The organism is Dermabacter sp. HSID17554, assembly GCF_003989295.1.
GTDB classification, from domain to species: Bacteria; Actinomycetota; Actinomycetes; order Actinomycetales; family Dermabacteraceae; genus Dermabacter; species Dermabacter vaginalis.
In genome coordinates this window covers 216,498-236,126 of the sequence record NZ_RBLW01000003.1, presented here as the reverse complement: position 1 = coordinate 236,126, position 19,629 = coordinate 216,498, and the positions used below count along the sequence as shown (strand labels likewise).

General features: G+C 63.3%; 18 protein-coding genes. 11 read left to right on the top strand and 7 right to left on the bottom strand.

Annotated elements, in window-relative coordinates; genetic code table 11:
* The first annotated feature begins 103 nt into the window (after positions 1-103).
* Together tpx and D8M36_RS06680 are read left to right on the top strand one after the other, a co-directional pair.
* Positions 104-598: a thiol peroxidase gene (gene tpx / locus D8M36_RS06685; protein WP_074297383.1), complete on the top strand. Its 495-nt coding sequence runs from the start codon at positions 104-106 to the stop codon at positions 596-598.
* A 151-nt stretch (positions 599-749) separates the two neighbouring features.
* Entirely contained in the window at positions 750-2,660 is a 1,911-nt protein-coding gene (locus D8M36_RS06680; RefSeq protein WP_074297382.1) for a potassium transporter Kup, read from the top strand.
* A 20-nt stretch (positions 2,661-2,680) separates the two neighbouring features.
* Here D8M36_RS06680 and D8M36_RS06675 read toward each other — a convergent pair whose 3' ends face one another.
* From D8M36_RS06675 to pgi, 4 genes are all read right to left on the bottom strand, one after another.
* Positions 2,681-4,915, bottom strand: coding sequence for an NADP-dependent isocitrate dehydrogenase (locus D8M36_RS06675; protein WP_065247493.1), 2,235 nt, complete (start codon positions 4,913-4,915; stop codon positions 2,681-2,683).
* 72 nt (positions 4,916-4,987) lie between these two features.
* Positions 4,988-5,761 carry a ZIP family metal transporter gene (locus D8M36_RS06670; RefSeq protein WP_161970221.1) on the bottom strand — a complete coding sequence of 258 codons (774 nt, stop codon included), beginning with the start codon at positions 5,759-5,761 and terminating at the stop codon, positions 4,988-4,990.
* A gap of 50 nt (positions 5,762-5,811) precedes the next feature.
* A complete protein-coding gene (locus D8M36_RS06665) occupies positions 5,812-6,846 on the bottom strand; it encodes a 6-phosphofructokinase (protein WP_016664171.1) in 1,035 nt (344 codons plus the stop codon).
* Between the two features lie 196 nt (positions 6,847-7,042).
* Positions 7,043-8,734: a glucose-6-phosphate isomerase gene (gene pgi, locus D8M36_RS06660; protein WP_065247495.1), complete on the bottom strand. Its 1,692-nt coding sequence runs from the start codon at positions 8,732-8,734 to the stop codon at positions 7,043-7,045.
* A 178-nt stretch (positions 8,735-8,912) separates the two neighbouring features.
* Between pgi and typA the strand changes: the two genes are divergently transcribed.
* From typA to D8M36_RS06635, 5 genes are all read left to right on the top strand, one after another.
* Positions 8,913-10,829 carry a translational GTPase TypA gene (gene typA / locus D8M36_RS06655; RefSeq protein WP_126847723.1) on the top strand — a complete coding sequence of 639 codons (1,917 nt, stop codon included), beginning with the start codon at positions 8,913-8,915 and terminating at the stop codon, positions 10,827-10,829.
* 15 nt (positions 10,830-10,844) lie between these two features.
* Positions 10,845-11,321 carry a hypothetical protein gene (locus tag D8M36_RS06650; protein ID WP_126847721.1) on the top strand — a complete coding sequence of 159 codons (477 nt, stop codon included), beginning with the start codon at positions 10,845-10,847 and terminating at the stop codon, positions 11,319-11,321.
* Entirely contained in the window at positions 11,318-11,650 is a 333-nt protein-coding gene (gene fdxA, locus D8M36_RS06645) for a ferredoxin (protein WP_126847719.1), read from the top strand. The genes D8M36_RS06650 and fdxA overlap by 4 nt, the downstream gene beginning before the upstream one ends.
* A gap of 72 nt (positions 11,651-11,722) precedes the next feature.
* Positions 11,723-12,874, top strand: coding sequence for a succinyldiaminopimelate transaminase (gene dapC, locus D8M36_RS06640; RefSeq protein WP_126847717.1), 1,152 nt, complete (start codon positions 11,723-11,725; stop codon positions 12,872-12,874).
* 29 nt (positions 12,875-12,903) lie between these two features.
* Positions 12,904-14,253: a citrate synthase gene (locus D8M36_RS06635; RefSeq protein WP_126847715.1), complete on the top strand. Its 1,350-nt coding sequence runs from the start codon at positions 12,904-12,906 to the stop codon at positions 14,251-14,253.
* 19 nt (positions 14,254-14,272) lie between these two features.
* Here D8M36_RS06635 and D8M36_RS06630 read toward each other — a convergent pair whose 3' ends face one another.
* Positions 14,273-15,199 (bottom strand): hypothetical protein, encoded by a 927-nt coding sequence (locus tag D8M36_RS06630; protein ID WP_126847713.1) that lies wholly within the window; start codon positions 15,197-15,199, stop codon positions 14,273-14,275.
* Between the two features lie 2 nt (positions 15,200-15,201).
* Complete coding sequence (gene dapD / locus D8M36_RS06625) at positions 15,202-16,152, bottom strand: 2,3,4,5-tetrahydropyridine-2,6-dicarboxylate N-succinyltransferase (RefSeq protein ID WP_065247508.1); 951 nt, start codon at positions 16,150-16,152, stop codon at positions 15,202-15,204.
* Positions 16,153-16,221: 69 nt separating this feature from the next.
* Here dapD and dapE point away from each other — a divergent pair, with 69 nt between their 5' ends.
* The 3 genes from dapE to D8M36_RS06610 all read left to right on the top strand — a co-directional run bounded on the left by dapE (position 16,222) and on the right by D8M36_RS06610 (position 18,339).
* The gene (gene dapE / locus D8M36_RS06620) at positions 16,222-17,313 is read left to right on the top strand and encodes a succinyl-diaminopimelate desuccinylase (protein ID WP_065247509.1); all 1,092 of its coding nucleotides are present in this window, start codon (positions 16,222-16,224) and stop codon (positions 17,311-17,313) included.
* Between the two features lie 10 nt (positions 17,314-17,323).
* The gene (locus D8M36_RS06615) at positions 17,324-18,070 is read left to right on the top strand and encodes an LOG family protein (RefSeq protein WP_074297467.1); all 747 of its coding nucleotides are present in this window, start codon (positions 17,324-17,326) and stop codon (positions 18,068-18,070) included.
* Positions 18,071-18,168: 98 nt separating this feature from the next.
* Positions 18,169-18,339: a DUF3117 domain-containing protein gene (locus tag D8M36_RS06610; protein ID WP_065247510.1), complete on the top strand. Its 171-nt coding sequence runs from the start codon at positions 18,169-18,171 to the stop codon at positions 18,337-18,339.
* A gap of 42 nt (positions 18,340-18,381) precedes the next feature.
* Here D8M36_RS06610 and D8M36_RS06605 read toward each other — a convergent pair whose 3' ends face one another.
* Positions 18,382-19,038, bottom strand: coding sequence for an O-methyltransferase (locus D8M36_RS06605; RefSeq protein ID WP_065247511.1), 657 nt, complete (start codon positions 19,036-19,038; stop codon positions 18,382-18,384).
* Positions 19,039-19,170: 132 nt separating this feature from the next.
* Between D8M36_RS06605 and D8M36_RS06600 the strand changes: the two genes are divergently transcribed.
* The gene (locus tag D8M36_RS06600; protein ID WP_126847711.1) at positions 19,171-19,611 is read left to right on the top strand and encodes a twin-arginine translocase TatA/TatE family subunit; all 441 of its coding nucleotides are present in this window, start codon (positions 19,171-19,173) and stop codon (positions 19,609-19,611) included.
* Positions 19,612-19,629 lie beyond the last annotated feature (18 nt).

The following is a 19,629-nucleotide window of genomic DNA, read 5'->3' as shown; positions in this document are numbered from 1 at the left end:
AGGCATCCCGCTTTCTGGCAACGGTCAGATGGCGGCTCTACTGTACGAGACGTGGCAGGGCCGCAGGTCGCGGCCGGACATAGCGATGAAAGAAGGATTGACGATGGCAGAAGTCACCATTGAAGGCGCAACCGTGTCGACGAACGGGGAGCTCCCCAAGGTTGGCGATCAGCTTCCCGCATTCATCCTCGCGAATGCTGACCTTGGCGATGTCACCCTCGACGACTTCGCCGGCAAGCGCATCGTGCTGAACATCTTCCCTTCCGTGGACACCCCCACGTGCCAGGCGCAGCTGCGCACGTTCAACAAGAAGGCGTCCTCGCTCGACAACACCGTCGTGATCGGTGTGTCGGTTGACCTTCCGTTCGCGCAGGAGCGTTTCTGTGGCGCGGAGGGCCTCGATGACGTCCACACGTTCTCGGCTTTCCGTTCGAGCTTTGGCAAGGACTACGGCGTGGTGCTGTCCGACGGTGACTTCGCCGGCCTGTTCGCTCGTGCCGTGCTCGTTGCCGACGAAACCGGCAAGGTTGTGCACTCGCAGCTCGTGCCGAGTGTCGATGACGAGCCCGACTACGAGGCTGCACTCGCGGCTCTCTGATTTCGCGACAGTACGAAAGCGCCCCGGTGTGTGCCGGGGCGCTTTCGTATGTGGGCCTGATAGCCGCTGTACGGCCTTACGGATTCGTGAGCCACGAGACAGCCTTAACGGTTTCTTGACCCATGGGGCCAGGTTAGACTCGTCGCTCGTGATGACAACTCACGCCCGTTCACAAGGTATTTTTGCACTGTCCGTCGCCGCCCTCGGCGTTGTATTCGGAGACATCGGCACCTCGCCGATTTACGCATTCCAAGCGCTCTTCACAGAGGCCGACGGCCACCCGCTTCCCCCTGATCCCCAACATATTTTTGGCGCGTTGTCCCTCGTGCTGTGGGCAGTCACCTTCACGGTCTCCATCAAGTACATAGGTGTGCTCCTTCGTGCCGACAACGACGGTGAGGGTGGTGAGCTCTCGCTCACGGCGCTTCTGACATCCGTCCTGTCGAACGCGAGCACGCGAGGTCTGCTCGGCGCGGTGATGGTGCTCGGTATGTGTGCGGCTGGTTTGTTTTACGGCGATTCGCTCATCACCCCGGCCATCTCGATCCTGTCGGCTGTGGAAGGTTTGGAAGAGGCCTCTCCCGCCCTCGGACCGCTCGTCGTGCCAATCGCGCTCGTGCTCGTGCTTGCCCTCTTTAGCATTCAGCGGTGGGGAACGGGCGTCGTGGGACGCGCGTTCGGGCCCGTCATGATCGTGTGGTTCCTTGTGATCGCGACCTTCGGCGTGCTGTCAATCGTGAAGACTCCGGAAATCATCGGGGCGCTTTCTCCGCATCACGCTCTCGGCTTCATCGTGACGGAACCGCTCTTGGCATTTTTTGCACTTGGCGCTGTTGTGCTGACGGTGACGGGCGCCGAGGCACTGTATGCGGATATGGGGCACTTTGGCCGAGGGCCGATCGCGAGGGCGTGGTTCGTGCTCGTCTTTCCGTGCCTCGCACTGAACTATCTGGGGCAGGGGGCGCTCGTACTTCGCGAACGCAACGCGAGCCACCCGTTCTACGATCTTGTGCCTCACTCGCTGCAGTTTCCAGTCGTCATCCTCGCGACTCTCGCGACGATCATCGCCTCACAGGCCGTGATTGCGGGGGCATTCAGCGTGTCGATGCAGGCGCAGCGCCTCGGTCTACTTCCGCGCCTATCGCATACGTATACGAGCGAACACAAGGGACAGGTGTATGTGCCCGGTGTGAACTGGCTACTGTGCGTGGGGGCACTCGTACTCATCCTTGCCTTCCGCTCCTCGCAGGGGCTCTCGAGCGCGTACGGCATCGCCGTTTCGGGATCGTTCCTCCTCTCGACTGCCCTTCTGTTCCTCTACCTCCGCTACGTGCGAAAGTGGGCGCTGTGGAAGGTGATCGTCGTAGCCGCGTTCTTTGCGAGCGCCGAGCTCTTCCTGTTTGCGGCCAATGCCGCGAAGGTGTTCACGGGAGGGTGGATTCCCCTCGTCGTATCGGCGCTGTGCATTGCGACAATGCACGTGTGGCGTTTCGGCGCCGATCGCCTTCGTGAGCGCCGCCGGGACCTGTGCGGTACGTGGGAGGAATTCGTGGCGCGCACGGAAAAGAAGCAGCTCCAAAAGCTCCCGGGAACCGTCGTGTACCTCCACCAGGATGTCCATACACCGCCGCTCGCGCTTCTCACGCAAACGCGCGTGAATCGCGCGATCCACTCGCGCGTCGTGATTGCCGAGGTGACGACCGAGCCCGTTCCGCGCGTGAACGCGGAAGATCGCATCAAGATTCTGGACGTCCCGGGCGTGCCCGACGGCGTCGAATGCGTGAACGTCCACTTCGGCTTCAAGGAACACCTGGACGTGCCGAAGGCGATGCGTCTTCTCGCCTCGTGCCCCGATGCGAGCGAGCGTTGGAGCAATCAGCGATTGAAATCCACGTGGTTCGTGACAGCGCGCGCCAACCTCGTGCTTGCGCCTGCGTCCTTCGCAACGCTCGTCGCGAAGAAACTCTTCCGCGTCATGTTCAAGAACCAGGCGCGCGCGAGCGACCACTTCCATTTGCCGGTCGCGCGTTCGATGGGAGTCGAGACCGACCTGCGCTTCTAGGGAAGCTCGAGGCGGGCGCGTTAGCGCGCAGCGAGTTGGTCGATGATCGCGTTGAGCGTCGCCGAGGGGCGCATGACCGCTGCTGTTGATTCAGGGGCAGGCCGGTAGTAGCCGCCTATCTCTGCGGGTGAGCCCTGAACCTCGAGAAGTTCTTGCTCGATCTGTTCCTTGGCCTCGCTCAGGTCATGCGCGACGGGCGCAAAAGTCTCAGCGAGCACGGGGGAGTCCGTCTGTGACGCGAGTTCGCGCGCCCAGTAAAGCGCGAGGAAGAAATGCGAGCCGCGATTGTCGATGCCACCGAGGCGGCGTTCGGGCGACTTCCCCTCGTTCAGAAGGGTTTCCGTTGCGCGGTCGAGCGCGTTCGCGAGAACCTCGGCTTCTCGATTGCCGTCGTGGCGCGCGAGATGCCTGAGTGATTCGGCAAGCGCAAGGAACTCGCCGAGCGAGTCCCAGCGCAAGTAGTTTTCGCTCATGAGCTGCTGCACGTGCTTCGGTGCGGAGCCACCGGCACCGGTCTCGAACAGGCCACCGCCCGCCATGAGCGGCACGACCGAGAGCATTTTCGCACTCGTGCCGAGTTCCATGATCGGGAAGAGGTCAGTGAGGTAATCGCGAAGCACGTTTCCCGTGACCGAGATCGTGTCGAGCCCGGCACGTGTGCGCTCCAGGGTTTCCTTCATCGCCTCGACGGGACTCAGCACTCGAATATCGAGACCGTCCGTGTTTTCCTCGCCAAGGTAATGCTCGACCTTCGCTGTGATCTCTCGATCATGCGCGCGCTCGGGATCGAGCCAGAAAAATGCGGGAGTGTTGCTCAAGCGTGCACGACGCACGGCAAGAGCCACCCAGTCTCGCACGGGTGCATCCTTTGTGTGGCACGCGCGGAAAATATCGCCGGCCTGGACGGTGTGCGATGTCAGCGCCGCGTCGTGGCACCCGCATGTCGAGCGGATCTCGATTCGCCCGTCTGCGGGGGCGATGAAAGTTTTGTCGTGGCTGCCGTATTCTTCGGCTTTCTGCGCCATGAGGCCGACGTTCGGCACGGTTCCCATGCCCGCCGGATCGAACGCGCCGTGGCGGCGGCAATCGTCGATCACAACCTGGTAGATGGGGGCATAGGAGCTATCGGGAATGACGGCAAGCGTGTCGTGCGGGGCGCCGTCGGACCCCCACATTTTTCCGCCCGTGCGGATCATCGCGGGCATGCTCGCATCCACGATGACGTCGCTCGGCACGTGAAGATTCGTGATGCCGCGATCCGAGTCGACCATCGCGAGCTCGGGCCCCTCGGCGAGGCGGTCACTCACAAGCGTGCGAATCGCCTCGGCGGTCTCGGCATCGAGCGCCTCGAGGCCCGAGAGGATCGCGCCCAGACCGTTGTTTGCCGAGAGTCCCGCATCCTCGAGTTTTGCCCCGAACCGCGTGAAGACCTCGGGGAAGAACGCGCGCACCGCGTGACCGAAGATGACGGGGTCACTGACCTTCATCATCGTGGCCTTGAGGTGGAGCGAGAACAGAACGTCGCGCTCGCGGGCCCTCTCAATCTGAGCGGTGAGGAATTGCTCCAGGGCACCGATGCTCATGACACTTGCGTCAATAATGTCGCCATCCTCGGCAGTCACGGCGTTTTTGAGGATCGTTTCGGTGCCGTCGGTGGCGACATGGACGATCTGGAAGGTTTTGTCGCCGTGAACGACGAAGCTTCGTTCGCTCGAGCGGAAGTCACCTTCGCTCATGGTGGCGACCTCGGTGCGCGAGTGGGTACTCCACTCGCCCATGCGATGCGGGTGGGCCTTCGCGAAGTTTTTGACTGCACGCGGCGCGCGGCGGTCAGAATTGCCTTCGCGGAGCACCGGATTGACGGCGGAGCCTTTGACGGCGTCGTATCGCGCGCGGACGTCGAGTTCGGTGTCGGTTTCGGGGCTATCCGGGTAGTCGGGGAGGTCGTAACCGCGTGCCTGAAGTTCGGCGATCGCGGCTTTGAGCTGCGGAACCGAGGCCGAAATGTTGGGAAGCTTGATGATGTTCGCCTCTGCGGTGCGCGCGAGGGCGCCGAGCTCGGCGAGTGCATCACGTTCGCGTTGGTCCTCGGGGAGGCGGTCCGCGAATGCGGCGAGGATGCGAGCGGCGAGTGAAATATCGCGGGTTTCGATGTCGACGCCAGCCTTCGAGGCGAAGCCACGCACGATTGGCAGGAGCGAGGCGGTCGCAAGCATGGGGGCTTCGTCAGTGATGGTGTACATGATGGCGGACATCAGTTTCTCCTCGCGGTGACGGTCACGAACTTCTCAAACGTACCAGGCCGCGGCGGGGTGCAAACCTCGTGCTCAGCCGCCGAGCGCCCATAGGCTCGCCGCCATGACAAGCGCACCGATGCCACACCACGTGAGGGTTCGCGTGAGCCGAGAGTGCGTGTAGGCGAGGGGGAGGAGCTCGACCGCGCTGATTGCGATCATCACCCCTGCGATGAGGGGGTTTGCCCATTCGAGGTTCGCGGCGTGCCCCGTGGCGGTGAGGAGCCCGTAGAGCGCGAGGGCTCCGGCTGGTTCGGACAGCCCCGAGAGCGCTGTCGCGGCGATGGCCTTCGTTCGTGACCCCGTCGCGTGGAGGATGGGGGCGGCGACGGCGACCCCTTCGGGGATGTTGTGCAGCGCGATCGCGCCAGCGAGCGGGAGTGCGAACGCGGTGTCCTGGAGTGCGCTCGAAAACGTCGCGAACCCCTCGGGAATGTTGTGCGCGGTGAGTGCGAGAGCCGTGATGAGGCCCGTGCGCAAAAGTGCTCGTGCACTTGAGGGGTCCGACGGTTGCGTCGCCTCCCTAGCGCTCGTGACCGCACGGCGCTCCCACGCTCGCGAGGCAAGGTCGAGGGCGCCAATAATGACGAGGCCGGCGACGCAGTAAAGGGTGGTCGTGCCCGCTCCGAGCACACCGATCGAGTGGGGGAGGAGCTCGAGAGCGCTGACGGTGAGCATCGCACCTGCGGCGAACGCGAGAGCTGCGCCTAGGGCTTTCGGTTCGCGGGCACGTTCACTCAAGGCTATGAGAGAGCCGAGGATCGTGGCGAGCCCGGCAATTGTGGTGAGGGCGAGCGCGGTCAGCATGTTTTGAATTATTATCAAAAAGCGGGACTGGGGCGCAAATGCGCGGCGTCCTACCCAAAAAGGACGCGAACCTCGTCCCATCTGGACCTGGGCACGCGCTTCACCGAGTCGATTGCCTCGGTGAGCGGCTCGTTCACGATGTCGGTCCCGCGTAGCGAGACCATGCGACCAAAACCGCCTTCGTGCACGAGGTCGATCGCGGCCATACCGAAACGAGTCGCGAGCACGCGGTCGTACGCATTCGGTTCGCCGCCGCGCTGGATGTGTCCGAGTACGGTCGCGCGGGTTTCGATACCCGTGGCTTCTTCGATATAGGGGGCGAGGCGCTGGGCGACGCCGCCGAGGATCGGTCGGCCGAATTCGTCCATCTCGTAGTCCATGAAGTCTGCCGGCGCGTCTTTCGGAACGAACCCCTCGGCGACGACGACGAGTGGGGAGCGGCGCTTTGAGCGTGCAGCGCGCTGCGCAACGTACTCGCAGATTTCGTCGATCGTGAGCGGGAATTCGGGAATACAAATCACGTGCGCGCCCGCGGCCATGCCCGAGTGGAGGGCGATCCAGCCGACGCTGCGCCCCATGACTTCGGCGACCATGCATCGGTGGTGGCTGTTGCCCGTCATGCGTAAGCGGTCGAGGTTCTCGGTTGCGATATCAACGGCGGTATTGAAACCGAACGTGTAGTCCGTGGCGTCGAGGTCGTTATCCACTGTTTTCGGGACGCCGACCACGGGGATGCCGGCCTCTGCGAGTCGATTGGCCGTGAACAGTGTTCCGTCGCCACCGATAGCGATGAGGGCGTCGACATCGTGGTCCTCGAGAACTTTGCGCACACCCTCGGCGCCGCCGCCGTCCTCGTGGAAGGGGTTGACGCGCGAGGTGCCGAGGATCGTTCCGCCCTGACGGCCGATGCCGCGCACAAGGCGTCGAGGGATCGGGATGAATTCGTTGTCGCGCACTCCCTTCCAGCCGTCGAGGTAGCCCACGAATTCATCTTCGTAGATGGAATCTCCCTTGAGGACAGCTCCGCGGATGACCGCGTTGAGTCCCGGGCAGTCGCCGCCAGAAGTCAGAATGCCGACCTTCATGCCACTCTCCTTCGGTTATGTCTTACGCCACGTCCATCCTAGAGACAAAGTCGCGGGACTTCGCGGGAATCCCGCTAGGCGGACCGACTGCCGAGCCGCAACGGCGTTGGATTGCATAGGAGTTGTGGGGGTTACCCACTCGTCAAAGAAAACGGGACCCCGCCTCGGCGGGGTCCCGTTTTCTTAAGCGCGCAATTTAGGCGCGGTGCGCGCGGTAGTACTCGATGAGCTGACGGGTCGAGGAATCCTGCTCGGCGAGAACCGACTCGTCGCCCGCGACGGCGCTCGTCAACTGCTTCGCGAGCTGCTTGCCGAGCTCAACGCCCCACTGATCGAAGCTGTTGATGCCCCACACTGCGCCCTGCACGAAGGTGATGTGCTCGTACAGGGCGATCAGCTGGCCGAGGACGCTCGGAGTGAGAGCGCTCGCCATGATCGAGGTGGTCGGACGGTCGCCTGAGAATACGCGTGCGGGAACAAGCGCGCCGGTCGTCCCCTCGGCCTCAACTTCCTCTGCGGTCTTGCCGAAGGCGAGCGCTTTGGTCTGCGCGAAGAAGTTCGCGAGGAAGAGTTCGTGGACGTCGGTATCGCCGTCCTTGAGTGCGTAGGTGGGATTAGCAAACGCAATGAAATCCGCGGGAATGAGGCGCGTGCCCTGGTGGATGAGCTGGTAGAAGGCGTGCTGACCATTCGTGCCGGGCTCGCCCCAGAAAATCTCGCCGGTCTCCGCAGTCACGGCAGAGCCGTCGTAACGCACGGACTTGCCGTTGGACTCCATCGTGAGCTGTTGGAGGTAGGCGGGGAAGCGATGAAGGAATTGGCTGTAGGGAAGAACCGCGTGAGTCTCGGCGCCAAGGAAGTTCACGTTCCACACGTTCACGAGCCCCATGAGCAAAGGCACGTTTTCCTCGGGAGCTGCCGTGCGGAAATGCTCGTCCATCGCGTGGAAGCCGCCGAGGAACTCTTCGAAGGCCTCGGGGCCGAACACGACGGCGAGGATCGTGCCGATCGCCGAATCGACCGAGTAGCGACCGCCCACCCAGCTCCAGAACCCGAAGGCGTTCGCCGGGTCAATACCGAATTCCTCGACCTTGTCGAGTGCGGTCGAGACGGCCACGAAGTGCTTCGCGACGGCTTCGGCATCCTGCGATTCAGCGACGCCCGCGGCGTGCAGGCCATCGAGCAGCCACGCGCGCACGAGCTTCGCATTCGTAATCGTTTCGAGCGTCGTGAACGTCTTCGACGCAACAATCACGAGGGTTGTTTCGGGATCGAGGTCGCGCGTCGTCTCGCCCACGTCGGTCGGGTCGATGTTTGAGATGAAGCGTGCCTCAATCCCCGCATCCGCGAGCGGGCGCAGTGCCTCGTACACCATCACGGGGCCGAGGTCGGAGCCGCCGATGCCGACGTTGATGACGGTCTCGATCTTCTTCCCCGTCACGCCGGTCCATTCGCCGCTGCGAACCTTGTTCGCAAACTCATAGATGCGCTCGAGAACCTCGTGCACGTCGTGATCGACGTTCTGACCATCCACCTCAAGCGCGGGCGTCGCGCCCTTAGGTCGGCGCAGGGCGGTGTGCAAAACGGCGCGATCCTCGGTCGTGTTGATATGCGCGCCCGCGAACATCTCATCGCGGCGCTCGCACACCCCCGTCTCTTTCGCGAGATCGAGAAGGAGGCCGACGGTTTCCTCGGAGACAAGGTTCTTCGAGAGATCGACGAACAGATCCGCCGCTTCAAAACTCAGCTTCTTCGCGCGATCGGGGTCTTCCGCGAACACCTCGCGCAGGCCCTTGTCGAGCATGCCGTCGTGTTCTTCGAGGCGCTGCCAGGCCTCCGTGGTTGTCGGATCAACTGGGATGGGGGAGAGGTTGCTGTTTTCACTCATGTTTCTATTGTGATCCCTCAGTCTGTGAGGCAGATTTCTATTCGCCACGTGAGACCCCACACGCGGCGGATTGGGAGCCTGGACGCGTTACCATGAATCGGGCGCGCGTGGGCCAGGCAAGCGTCGGACCCCCACACCTCACGAGACTTTCCGCCGATCCCGAACAGATAAGGCTCCTATGACCATTCAGCACCGCTCCGATCTTCGAAACGTCGCGATCGTCGCCCACGTCGATCACGGCAAGACGACCCTCGTGGACGCCATGCTTCGCCAGGGCGGCGCGTTCGGTGAGCGCGACAAAGTCGACGAGCGTGCGATGGACTCCGGTGATCTCGAGCGCGAAAAGGGCATCACGATCCTCGCGAAGAACACCGCGATCCACTACTCGGGGCCGACGGCAGCCGAGATCGGGCACCCCGAGGGCATTACGATCAACGTGATCGACACCCCGGGCCACGCCGATTTCGGCGGCGAGGTCGAGCGCGGTCTTTCTATGGTCGACGGCGTCGTTCTCCTCGTCGACGCCTCCGAGGGACCGCTCCCGCAGACCCGATTCGTTCTGCGCAAGGCCCTTGCCGCGAGCCTTCCCGTGATCATCGTCGTGAACAAGGTTGACCGTCCCGACGCCCGCATCGACGCGGTCGTCAACGAAACAACGGATCTTCTTCTCGGCCTCGCTGAGGACCTCTCGCAAGAGAACACCGAGATCGACTTCGACGCGCTGCTCGACGTCCCCGTGATCTACGCCTCCGGCAAAGCTGGGCGTGCGAGCGCGAACAAGCCCGCCGACGGCGAGCTTCCCGATTCCGAGACGGTCGAACCGCTCTTCAAGACGATTCTCGAATCGATCCCCGCTCCCGAGTATGACGACGACATGCCGCTGCAGGCACACGTCACGAACCTCGATGCTTCGCCGTTCCTCGGCCGCCTCGCGCTCTTGCGCATCGAGAACGGCGAGCTCAAGAAAGGCCAGCAGGTCGCGTGGGCGACCCGCCACGGCGATATCAAGAGCGTGAAGGTCACCGAACTCCTCGAAACGAAGGGGCTCACACGCGAGCAGATGACGCGCACGGCGCGCCCCGGCGACATCGTGGCCGTTGCGGGTATCCCCGACATCATGATCGGCGAAACCCTCACCGACCTCAACGATCCGCGTCCGCTCCCACTCATCACCGTGGACGACCCCGCGATCTCGATGACGATCGGCATCAACACCTCGCCGATCGCCGGCAAGGTCAAGGGTCACAAGCTCACCGCCCGCCAGGTGAAGGACCGCCTCGATGCCGAACTCGTCGGCAACGTGTCCCTCAAGGTTCTGCCCACCGATCGCCCAGACGCATGGGAGGTTCAGGGCCGCGGCGAGCTCGCTCTCGCGATTCTCGTTGAACAGATGCGTCGCGAAGGCTTCGAACTGACCGTGGGGAAGCCGCAGGTGCTGACCCGCGAGATCGACGGCGTCACGTGCGAGCCGATCGAGCGCATGACGATCGACGTTCCCGAGGAATACCTCGGGACAATCACGCAGCTCATGGCCTCCCGCAAGGGGCGCATGGAAACCATGAACAACCACGGTTCGGGCTGGGTGCGCATGGAGTTCCTCGTTCCCGCGCGCGGCCTTATTGGTTTCCGTTCGCGCTTTTTGACCGAAACGCGCGGTACCGGCATCGCCTCCTCGCTCGCCGAAGGCTTCGAGCCCTGGATGGGCCCCATCGAATTCCGCAACACGGGCTCGCTCGTTGCTGACCGTGCTGGCGCCGTGACCCCCTACGCGATGATCAACCTCCAAGAGCGCGGCTCGTTCTTCGTTGAACCCACTTCCGAGGTGTACCAGGGCCAGGTCGTTGGTGAAAACTCCCGCAACGAAGACATGGACGTGAACATCACGAAGGAAAAGAAGCTCACGAACATGCGCTCGGCAACCGCTGACGCGTTCGAGAACCTCATTCCGCCGCGCAAGCTCACACTCGAAGAGTCACTCGAATTCGCCGCCGAGGACGAATGCGTCGAGGTGACCCCCGAGATCGTGCGCATCCGCAAGGTCGTTCTCGACCCGACCGAGCGCGCTCGTGCGCGCGCCCGTGCCCGCAACTCCTGACCCGGGAGTCACGTGATGAATGCGAAGGATCCGAACGGCGGTGGCATCTTCTTTGATGGCACCGCGCCCGCATCGCGCCGCACGGAGATCATCGTGGGCGTGATCGCGGGTGTGTTCGGTGGCCTCGTCGTGATTGGGACGCATCGTATGCGCTCCACCGTGGGCGGGGTGAGCGTGCCGTGGGGAGTTGCCTTTGGTTGTGCATTCCAGGCGATTGCGACCCTCGGGTTGATCGCCCTCAGCGGGCGTAAGCTCCCGCTCTTCATGGATGCCCTCGCCTTCACACTGGTTGCCATGTACTTTTCTGGTACGTCGCTCGGCGGTGGGCTCCTCGTCCCAGCGCAGATTGCCGGCGAGGCACAGTGGCAGGGCTGGGCAGCCCAATTTCTTGGCGTGATCGTGCCGCTCGTGGGTGCAGCGGTCGTGTGGGCCCTCCAAATTAGAAACATTGCGCGCGCGACTAAGCGCGAAGAAAGGACCGTGAAGCCATGACCTACGTCATCGCCCTCCCGTGCGTTGATGTCAAAGACCGCGCATGTGTAGACGAATGCCCAGTGGATTGCATCTACGAAGGTGAGCGTTCGCTCTACATCCATCCCGATGAGTGCGTCGATTGCGGTGCGTGCGAACCCGTGTGCCCCGTTGAAGCCATCTACTACGAGGACGACCTCCCCGATCAGTGGAGCGAGTACTACCGCGCGAACGTCGAATTCTTCGACGAGCTCGGAAGCCCAGGCGGCGCCGCGAAGCTCGGCCCGCAGCCGTTCGACCACGAGGTCATCGAGAAGCTCCCGCCGCAGGAGAACCCACTCGAGGCCTGAGCCACTCTCGGGTCGCGGGGTCGCCTGCTCGCCCTCCCACTCAAGCCCACTTCGAGTCGTAGGATGAGCACCATGACTTCGCGAACCTCTCTCGTTTCGACCTTGCCTTCCTTCCCGTGGGACTCACTCGCCTCGGCGCGTGCGAAAGCTGAGCAGCACCCGGACGGGATCGTCGATCTCTCGGTGGGCACTCCCGTCGATGAAACGCCCCGCGCTGCACAGGAGGCACTCGCGGCCGCCTCGGATGCGCACGGGTATCCGACGGTTGCCGGAACGGGGGAGTTGCGTGAGGCCATCGTCGATTTTTGTCGCGCACACCGCGGCGCTCCCCGAGCCCTCGAGGTGAGTGGCGTGCTGCCCACGATCGGCTCGAAGGAACTCGTGGCCCACCTCCCCTTCCAGCTCGGCATCGGCGTTGGGGAGGCGGTCGCCTTTCCTCATATCGCCTATCCCACCTACGACCTCGGTGCACGGCTCGCGGGAGCCCGGCCCGTCCCGCTCGATGTGCGTGCGCTTGCGCGTGAGGGGGAGGGGGCGCTCGGTTCCGACGTTTGCCTCGACTCGGTGCGCCTGCTGTGGCTCAACACGCCTTCGAATCCCACGGGGGCGGTCCTGAGCGTTGAGGAGATGCGTACGCTCGTGGCGTGGGCGCGTGAGCGCGACATCATCGTTGCTTCCGACGAATGCTACGCGCCGCTGACGTGGGATGTTGAGGAGGCGCCCTCGATTCTTGATGAGCGCGTGAACAATGGCGACCTTACGGGGATGCTGTGCGCCTACTCGCTGTCGAAGCAGTCAAACCTCGCGGGCTACCGCGCCGCCTTCGTGGCAGGTGATCCCGCCCTCGTAGGGGAACTACTCGCGGTTCGCAAGCATTCGGGACTCATGATGCCCGGCCCCATTCAAAAGGCTATGACCGCGGCACTCGGCGAGGAGGCGTCGGCCTCCCACCAACGCGAAACCTACCGCGCCCGCCGTGAGAGTCTCGCCCCCGCGCTCGAGGCCTTCGGTGGACGCATTGAGCACTCCGAAGCCGGGTTGTACTTGTGGACTACGTTCGGGGAGTCGAGTAACGCGAGTATCGAGCGTCTTGCAGAATTGGGAATCCTCGCCGCCCCCGGTACCTTTTACGGCGAGGCAGGTGCACGCCACGTACGCGTGTCCCTCACCGCATCCGACGAGCGCATCGACAGCGCTGCCGCGCGGCTGCGAGCTGCCCGCTAGCAAGCCGCGAGAGACACGAAAGGAACGCGATGACCGCACACTTCAGTGTGAATGACCGAAGCCTGGATCTGCCGCTCGTCGAGCCGACCGAGGGGAACCTCGGGGTGTCAATCGCCCGCATGCGCAAGGAAACGGGGGCAGTGACGTTCGACCCGGGGTTCATGAACACGGCTCCCACGACCTCCGCGATCACGTTCATCGACGGCGAGGCGGGAATCCTCCGGCACCGCGGTTACCCGATCGAACAGCTTGCTGAACACTCGAGCTACCTCGAGGTGGCCTTCCTCTTGATCTATGGCGAGCTTCCCACGAAAGGGCAGCTCGACCAGTTCGTGCATTCGATCGAGCAGCGCACACTTCTTGACGAGAACCTCAAACGCGTGTTTATCGCCCTGCCGCGCGATGCGGCGCCCATGGCGGTGCTCCAGGCGGGTGTGAGCGCACTGTCGACCTTCTACCAGGACTCGCTCGACCCGAGCGATCCAGAGCAGGTGCACATCTCGACTCTGCGTTTGCTCGCGAAGATGCCCACGATGGCGGCGTACGCTCATCGTGTCGCGAACGGTCAGCCGCTCATGTACCCCGATAACTCGCTCAGCCTCGTGCAGAACTTCCTGCGGCTCATGTTTGCGTTCCCGGTGGAAGATTTCGTGGCGGACCCGGTCGTGGTGCGTGCACTCGAGCAGCTGTTTATTCTCCACGCCGATCACGAGCAGAACTGCTCAGCGACCGCGGTGCGTCTCGTGGGGTCGGCAGGCGCGGACCTCTTCTCCTCGATCTCAGCGGGCGTTGCCGCGCTTTCCGGCCCGGCGCACGGCGGCGCCAACACGCGCGTCATGCACATGCTCGACGACCTTCGAAAGTCTGGCCAGGATCCGCGCGTGTTCATGGAGAAGGTCAAGAGCAAGGATGATTCGACCCGCCTCATGGGCTTTGGGCATCGCGTGTACAAGAACTACGATCCGCGTGCGAAATTCGTGAAGGGCATCGCCGACACGGTGCTCGAGCGGCTGGGCATCCATGATGAGCGGCTCGAGCTCGCGATGAAGCTCGAGGAAATTGCGCTTCGCGACGAGTACTTCATCGAGCGGAACCTCTACCCGAACATCGACTTTTACACGGGCATCATCTACAAGGCGATGGGTTTTCCCACGCACATGTTCACGGTGCTGTTCGCGATCGGGCGTCTGCCCGGGTGGATCGCCCAGTGGCAAGAAGCAATCAACGATCCCGACACCAAGATCATGCGCCCCCGTCAGATCTACACGGGCGAAGCCGAGCGCGCATACGTGCCGATCGAGGAGCGTACGGGCACGTCGGAGCTCCTGCTTCACGATCTTCGCGAGGAACTGAAGGCGCGAGAGAAGAAGGCCGAATAAGCGAGGCTGTGGCTGCGGCTCACGCCCCCTTCGCGAAGTAGATCACGATCGCGTCATCCTCGCCGCCTGCGCCGCCCGTTGCGTCGCTGTCCCACTGTGACGACGTCCGGGAGACGTGCCGTGAGCGGTCCCAGCGCTGGCCGCGGTAGTCGACCCCCACGATATTGTCCTTCGCGGCATGAGCAACGGTCCAGTTCGCGAGCGCCCAACCGCGCTTTTCGTCGGCCGTCTTGATGACGACGGTCGTCGCTCCCGCGCCTTCCGGTGCGTTCGATCCCGCGGCGCCGAGCGAGCTTTCCACCTCGCCTGACTCGCTCATCCGGGTGAACTCGCGCGCGAGAGACTCGCGAAGTTTCTCTGGGTGCGCTGGACCGCCTGCGGCGGCGAGATCGCACTCGAGCTCGGGGCCACTGTTGCCGGTGAGCGCAGAGGAGAAGAGGCGCCCCTCGACCTCGTGATCGGCGTAAGCATCGGGGAATGCTGAACGCTGCACCTTTTGCGCCGCGACGGTGATCTCCATGTTCTCGTACCCCTTGACCTTGGCGAGCTTCTCGTAAAAGGCCGTCGAGGCAAACACAGGATCCATGATCTGCTCTTTCGTGCCCCACCCCTGAGAGGGGCGTTGCTGGAAGAGCCCAACCGAATCGCGATCCCCGTAGTCGATGTTCTTGAGCTTCGACTCCTGGTAGGCGGTCGCGAGGGCGATCGACGCGGCGCGCGGTGGAAGCCCCATGTCGATCGAGACCGCACTGATCGTGGCGGCATTGAGGGTTTGCTCGGTCGAGTACGAATGCGATGTCGAGAGCCCACTCGCGGTGCAGCGGCCCGTGCGTTGGCCGCCGTCAAAGAGAGTGAGCGCAGCGAAGCTCCCGCCCACGACCGCGAGAAAAACCGCGAGGAGCGTGAGCGGGATGACCACGCGAGACAGCGCGGGGCGTTTGGCCATGGTTAGTTCGCGTGAAGGTCGGAGTTCAGCTCAACGCGCTTGTTCGAGCGCGAGACGGCCTCGACGGCGCCCGATTGCGAGTTACGGCGGAACAGGAGACTCGGCACCCCGGAGAGGTCGCGAGCCTTGACGACGGAACGACTCTCGCCGTCGATGAGGGTGACCTTCGTGCCCGCGGTGACATACAGCCCGGCCTCGACGATGCAGTCGTCGCCAAGGGCGATACCGACGCCGGCCTCCGCTCCCACGAGCGAGCGCTCTCCGACGCTCACGCGCTCCGTCCCGCCACCCGAAAGGGTACCCATGGTCGAGGCGCCACCACCGATGTCGGAACCATCGCCCACGACGACGCCCTGCGAGATGCGACCCTCGATCATCGAGGTGCCAAGGGTGCCCGCGTTGAAGTTCACGAAGCCTTCGTGCATCACGGTTGTGCCGCTTGCAAGATGTGCCCCGAGGCGCAAACGATCAGCGTCGCCAATGCGAACGCCCTCGGGCACAACGTAATCGACCATGCGGGGGAACTTATCGATCGAGTAGACCGTGGGGCGGCGGCCCTCGCTTATGAGGCGAAGGCGGGTGTCCTCGAAGCCTTCCACGGCGCACGGTCCCTCCGAGGTCCACACGACGTTCGCAAGAGTGCCGAAAAGCCCCTCGAGGTTCTGCTCATTGGGTTTGACGAGGCGGTGGGAAAGGAGATGGAGGCGCAAGTACGCATCCGAGGCATCATGCGGCGGTTCCTCAAGGGAGATCACGCGCGTGACAACCTCCTGGCGTGTACCGCGTGCGGCATCATCGCGCGCGGCTTTTTTAAGTGCTTCGGAAAGGGGACTCTGGGCGAGGTTCTCGGGAGCATTGCCGAGTTCGGGGGCCGGGTACCACGTGTCGAGGGTCGTGCCGTTGCTCGCGATGGTCGCGAGACCGATTCCCCATGCGCTCTTGTTCTCAGTCATGGCTCACAGGCTATAGCGCGCCTCTTCGGATTTCGTTAGAGCGCGCCGAAAACCTCTAGGCTTGTGCGCATGACGAACTCAACACCCCTACCCCTCGAGGCGGGCCTCACCGAACTCGCGCGCGCGATCGTCGATACGGAGTCGGTCTCGGGAAATGAAACTGCGCTCGCGGACAAGGTGGAGACGACCCTTCGCGCCGCCGGTCATCTCGAGGTCATTCGTGATGGCGATACGGTGATCGCGCGCACGCATCTCGACCGCGCGGAACGGGTGATTCTCGCCGGGCACCTCGATACCGTTCCCGTCGCGGGCAATCTTCCGTCGTGCGTGCAGGTCGTGGACGGGCAGGAGCGGCTGATTGGCCGCGGTGCGTGCGATATGAAGGGCGGCGTTGCGGTGTTCCTCGCGCTCGCGTGCGCCCTCGAGACGCCGCGCCACGACCTCACGTGGATCTTCTACGACCACGAGGAGGTGGAAGCGAGCCTCAACTCGCTCACGCGCCTTGCGCGCGAGAGGCCGGAGCTTCTCGAGGCAGATTTTGCGATTCTGGGTGAGCCTTCGAACGGGGGAGTGGAGGCCGGGTGCAAGGGCACGATACGCGTGCGTCTCACGGCTCGCGGCGTTGCGGCACACTCCGGGCGCGCCTGGATCGGGAAGAACGCGATTCACGGTCTCGCCGGGGCACTCACGCGCCTTGCGGAGTATGAGCCGAAGGACGTGGAGATCGACGGGCTCGTCTACCGCGAATGCCTCAACGCGGTGGCGATCGACGGGGGAATCGCCACGAACGTGATTCCCGACCGCGCCGAGATCCTTGTGAACTACCGTTTCGCGCCGAACGTGACCGAAGACGAAGCGCTCGCGCACGTGAAACACGTTTTCGCGGGCCTTGACCTCGAGTTTGAGGTCACGGACTCCTCGGGTGGCGCACTCCCAGGCCTCACGCGGCCTGCGGCACGGGATTTTCTTGCCGCTCTCGGTGACGGCGTGAGCGTGGAAGCGAAGCAGGGCTGGACCGATGTGGCGCGTTTCAGCGCGCTCGGCACCCCGGCCGTGAATTTCGGTCCGGGAGATCCGCTTCTCGCGCACACGGATGGAGAATATCTTCCGACGGCTGCTCTCACCCAGTGTTATGAGTCTCTTGAGCGGTTCCTCCGCTAACGTGGAAATCATGAAAAAGCTTCATCACGGCTCTTTGAGCGACTACCGAAAAGGCCCCGTGTTTCTCCGCGGTAAGCAGCGTCCCACCGAAACCACCGATCAGCGTCTCCTCCAAAACGCGGAGAAAGGCGATTGGGTTCACACGGATCCATGGCGAGTGATGCGCATCCAGTCGGAGTTCGTGGAGGGCTTCGGCGCCCTTGCGGAACTTGGACCGGCTGTCGCCCTCTTCGGCAGTGCGCGCACCAAACCTGAGCATCCGCACTACGAGCTTGCACGCGAGGTGGCAAGGCGCATCGGTGAGATGGGCCTCGCGGTCATTACGGGCGGCGGCCCGGGCATCATGGAAGCTGGCAACCACGGTGCGGTCGAGGCGGGCACGACGAGCGTGGGGCTCGGCATCGAGCTTCCATTCGAGCAGGGAATGAACGAGTACGTGGAGCTCGGCGTGAACTTCCGGTATTTCTTCACGCGCAAAACGTGTTTCGTCAAGTATTCACAAGCATTCGTGGCGTTCCCCGGTGGTTTTGGCACCTTCGATGAACTTTTCGAGGCGCTTTGCCTCATCCAGACCCACAAGATCAAGAAATTCCCCCTCATCCTCGTAGGCCGTGAGTACTGGAGCGGGCTCGTGGCCTGGCTTGAGCAAACTGTCCAGGCGGGCTATGGATATATCTCTCCTGGCGATACCGATCTCATCAATATCGTCGATACCGCAGACGAGGTCGTTGACGTTCTCAAGCGCGAGATGGAGTAGCTGCTCATCGCGCGTGTTTCGCCCTCTCCCAGGATTGTGCGAATGATAGTGGGAGAATAGAAGCGATAGATCCATTGCCAGAGAAAGGGCGAACGATCATGGCAGCGATGAAGCCTCGTACGGGCGACGGCCCCCTCGAAGTGGCTGAAGAGAGCCGGAGCCTCATCATGCGAGTTCCGCTTGAGGGCGGCGGTCGTCTCGTCGTAGAGATTTCGGCGGATGAAGCGCGCGAGCTGCGCGACGCGCTCAATAAGGTTGTTCCCGCCTAACTTCCTTTTCTGAATTGCCTAGAGGCTGTGGGGGTTATGCCCTCACAGCCTCGCCTTGACTGCCGTCAGCACCCCGTCACCTGCCGGTGACATCGACACCACGAGATCTTCGCGCTCGTTGAGACCGGCTACGACCTCACGTATCCGGATGGTCTGCGGGTCGTTCGCGGTGGGGTTACCAAGCCGATCGTGATGCATCACATTCATCACGACGAGCGCTCCGCCGGAACGCAAAATGTTGAGTGCCCCCTCGACGAGCGCATCGAGCTTCGGTTCGCTCGCATTCACCACGATCATGTCGTAAGCGCCGCGTGTAAGCCGTGTGAAAACCTCTAGAGGCTGTGCATTGATGGTGCGCACGCGCGCCTCAGGAATCTTCGCTTCCGTGCAAGCCTCGCGCACAAGCCTCACGTTTTCCGGCTCGGAGTCGATCGCGGTGAGGGTAGCGTCGGAACCCATCGCGCTCGCGAGATAGAGGCTGAGCGCTCCCGCCCCCGCTCCCACTTGCACGATTGCGCGGGCCCCGAGCAGGGCCACGACGCTGCGGGCGTGCGCAGCCGACCCCGCAAGAACCGGTGGGAGCCCAATTGCGCTCCCTCGCTCGCGCGCTCTTTCGCACACACCGGGCACGGCGAAGAGCCGCTCCTCGTCGAGGAATTCCTCGCTGAGCGTCCAACTCGCCAACTTGCCCGTTGCCATTCCCGCTCCCTCTTTCCTCGTGAATTTCGTGGCACTCAAGCTTAGGCCACGACGCGCGAGTTTCCCACCCGTGCGTGCAATAATGGCGGAGCACCATTTTTACGAGCGGAACGAGACAAGGCAGGCACAGCGATGGGTCAAGAGTTCTTCCTCACCTTCGGAGGATGGGAACTCCTCATCATCGCCCTGCTCTTCGTGATCCTCGTGGGCCCGCAGCGCCTCCCGGAGTACACCCGGAAGGTGATTCACTGGGTTCGTGACCTGCGTAAATGGGCGGATGAATCGCGAGCGTCGATCGAAGACGAGATGGGCATCGCCGTCGATGACCTCAAGAAATACGATCCTCGCCAATACGATCCGCGCAAGATCATTCGTGAGGCGTGGGATTCGACCGGCCTTGAAGACGACGTCAACGATTTTCGCGATGCTGTAAAAAGCTCCACGAGCGCCACGTCGGCTGCGGTTGCGGGCGTCGGTGCAGCGGCCAAGGGCGGCTCGGGCAGCAAGGCGAGCGCGAGCAAAGCGGAGGAGAAGGTGCCCGACGGCACCCCGTTCGACCCCGAAGCCACATAGACCGGTGGGGCGCCGTAC

Bases quoted from the DNA above. Each gene is read 5' to 3' on its own strand.
- D8M36_RS06605 (WP_065247511.1), bottom strand. From the start codon at position 19,038: ATGGCAACGGGCAAGTTGGCGAGTTGGACGCTCAGCGAGGAATTCCTC.
- D8M36_RS06670 (WP_161970221.1), bottom strand. From the start codon at position 5,761: ATGCTGACCGCGCTCGCCCTCACCACAATTGCCGGGCTCGCCACGATC.
- D8M36_RS06630 (WP_126847713.1), bottom strand. From the start codon at position 15,199: ATGGCCAAACGCCCCGCGCTGTCTCGCGTGGTCATCCCGCTCACGCTC.
- dapD (WP_065247508.1), bottom strand. From the start codon at position 16,152: ATGACTGAGAACAAGAGCGCATGGGGAATCGGTCTCGCGACCATCGCG.
- typA (WP_126847723.1), top strand. From the start codon at position 8,913: ATGACCATTCAGCACCGCTCCGATCTTCGAAACGTCGCGATCGTCGCC.
- tpx (WP_074297383.1), top strand. From the start codon at position 104: ATGGCAGAAGTCACCATTGAAGGCGCAACCGTGTCGACGAACGGGGAG.
- pgi (WP_065247495.1), bottom strand. From the start codon at position 8,734: ATGAGTGAAAACAGCAACCTCTCCCCCATCCCAGTTGATCCGACAACC.
- D8M36_RS06675 (WP_065247493.1), bottom strand. From the start codon at position 4,915: ATGTCCGCCATCATGTACACCATCACTGACGAAGCCCCCATGCTTGCG.
- fdxA (WP_126847719.1), top strand. From the start codon at position 11,318: ATGACCTACGTCATCGCCCTCCCGTGCGTTGATGTCAAAGACCGCGCA.
- D8M36_RS06600 (WP_126847711.1), top strand. From the start codon at position 19,171: ATGGGTCAAGAGTTCTTCCTCACCTTCGGAGGATGGGAACTCCTCATC.
- D8M36_RS06650 (WP_126847721.1), top strand. From the start codon at position 10,845: ATGAATGCGAAGGATCCGAACGGCGGTGGCATCTTCTTTGATGGCACC.
- D8M36_RS06615 (WP_074297467.1), top strand. From the start codon at position 17,324: ATGAAAAAGCTTCATCACGGCTCTTTGAGCGACTACCGAAAAGGCCCC.
- dapE (WP_065247509.1), top strand. From the start codon at position 16,222: ATGACGAACTCAACACCCCTACCCCTCGAGGCGGGCCTCACCGAACTC.
- D8M36_RS06610 (WP_065247510.1), top strand. From the start codon at position 18,169: ATGGCAGCGATGAAGCCTCGTACGGGCGACGGCCCCCTCGAAGTGGCT.
- D8M36_RS06665 (WP_016664171.1), bottom strand. From the start codon at position 6,846: ATGAAGGTCGGCATTCTGACTTCTGGCGGCGACTGCCCGGGACTCAAC.
- D8M36_RS06680 (WP_074297382.1), top strand. From the start codon at position 750: ATGACAACTCACGCCCGTTCACAAGGTATTTTTGCACTGTCCGTCGCC.
- dapC (WP_126847717.1), top strand. From the start codon at position 11,723: ATGACTTCGCGAACCTCTCTCGTTTCGACCTTGCCTTCCTTCCCGTGG.
- D8M36_RS06635 (WP_126847715.1), top strand. From the start codon at position 12,904: ATGACCGCACACTTCAGTGTGAATGACCGAAGCCTGGATCTGCCGCTC.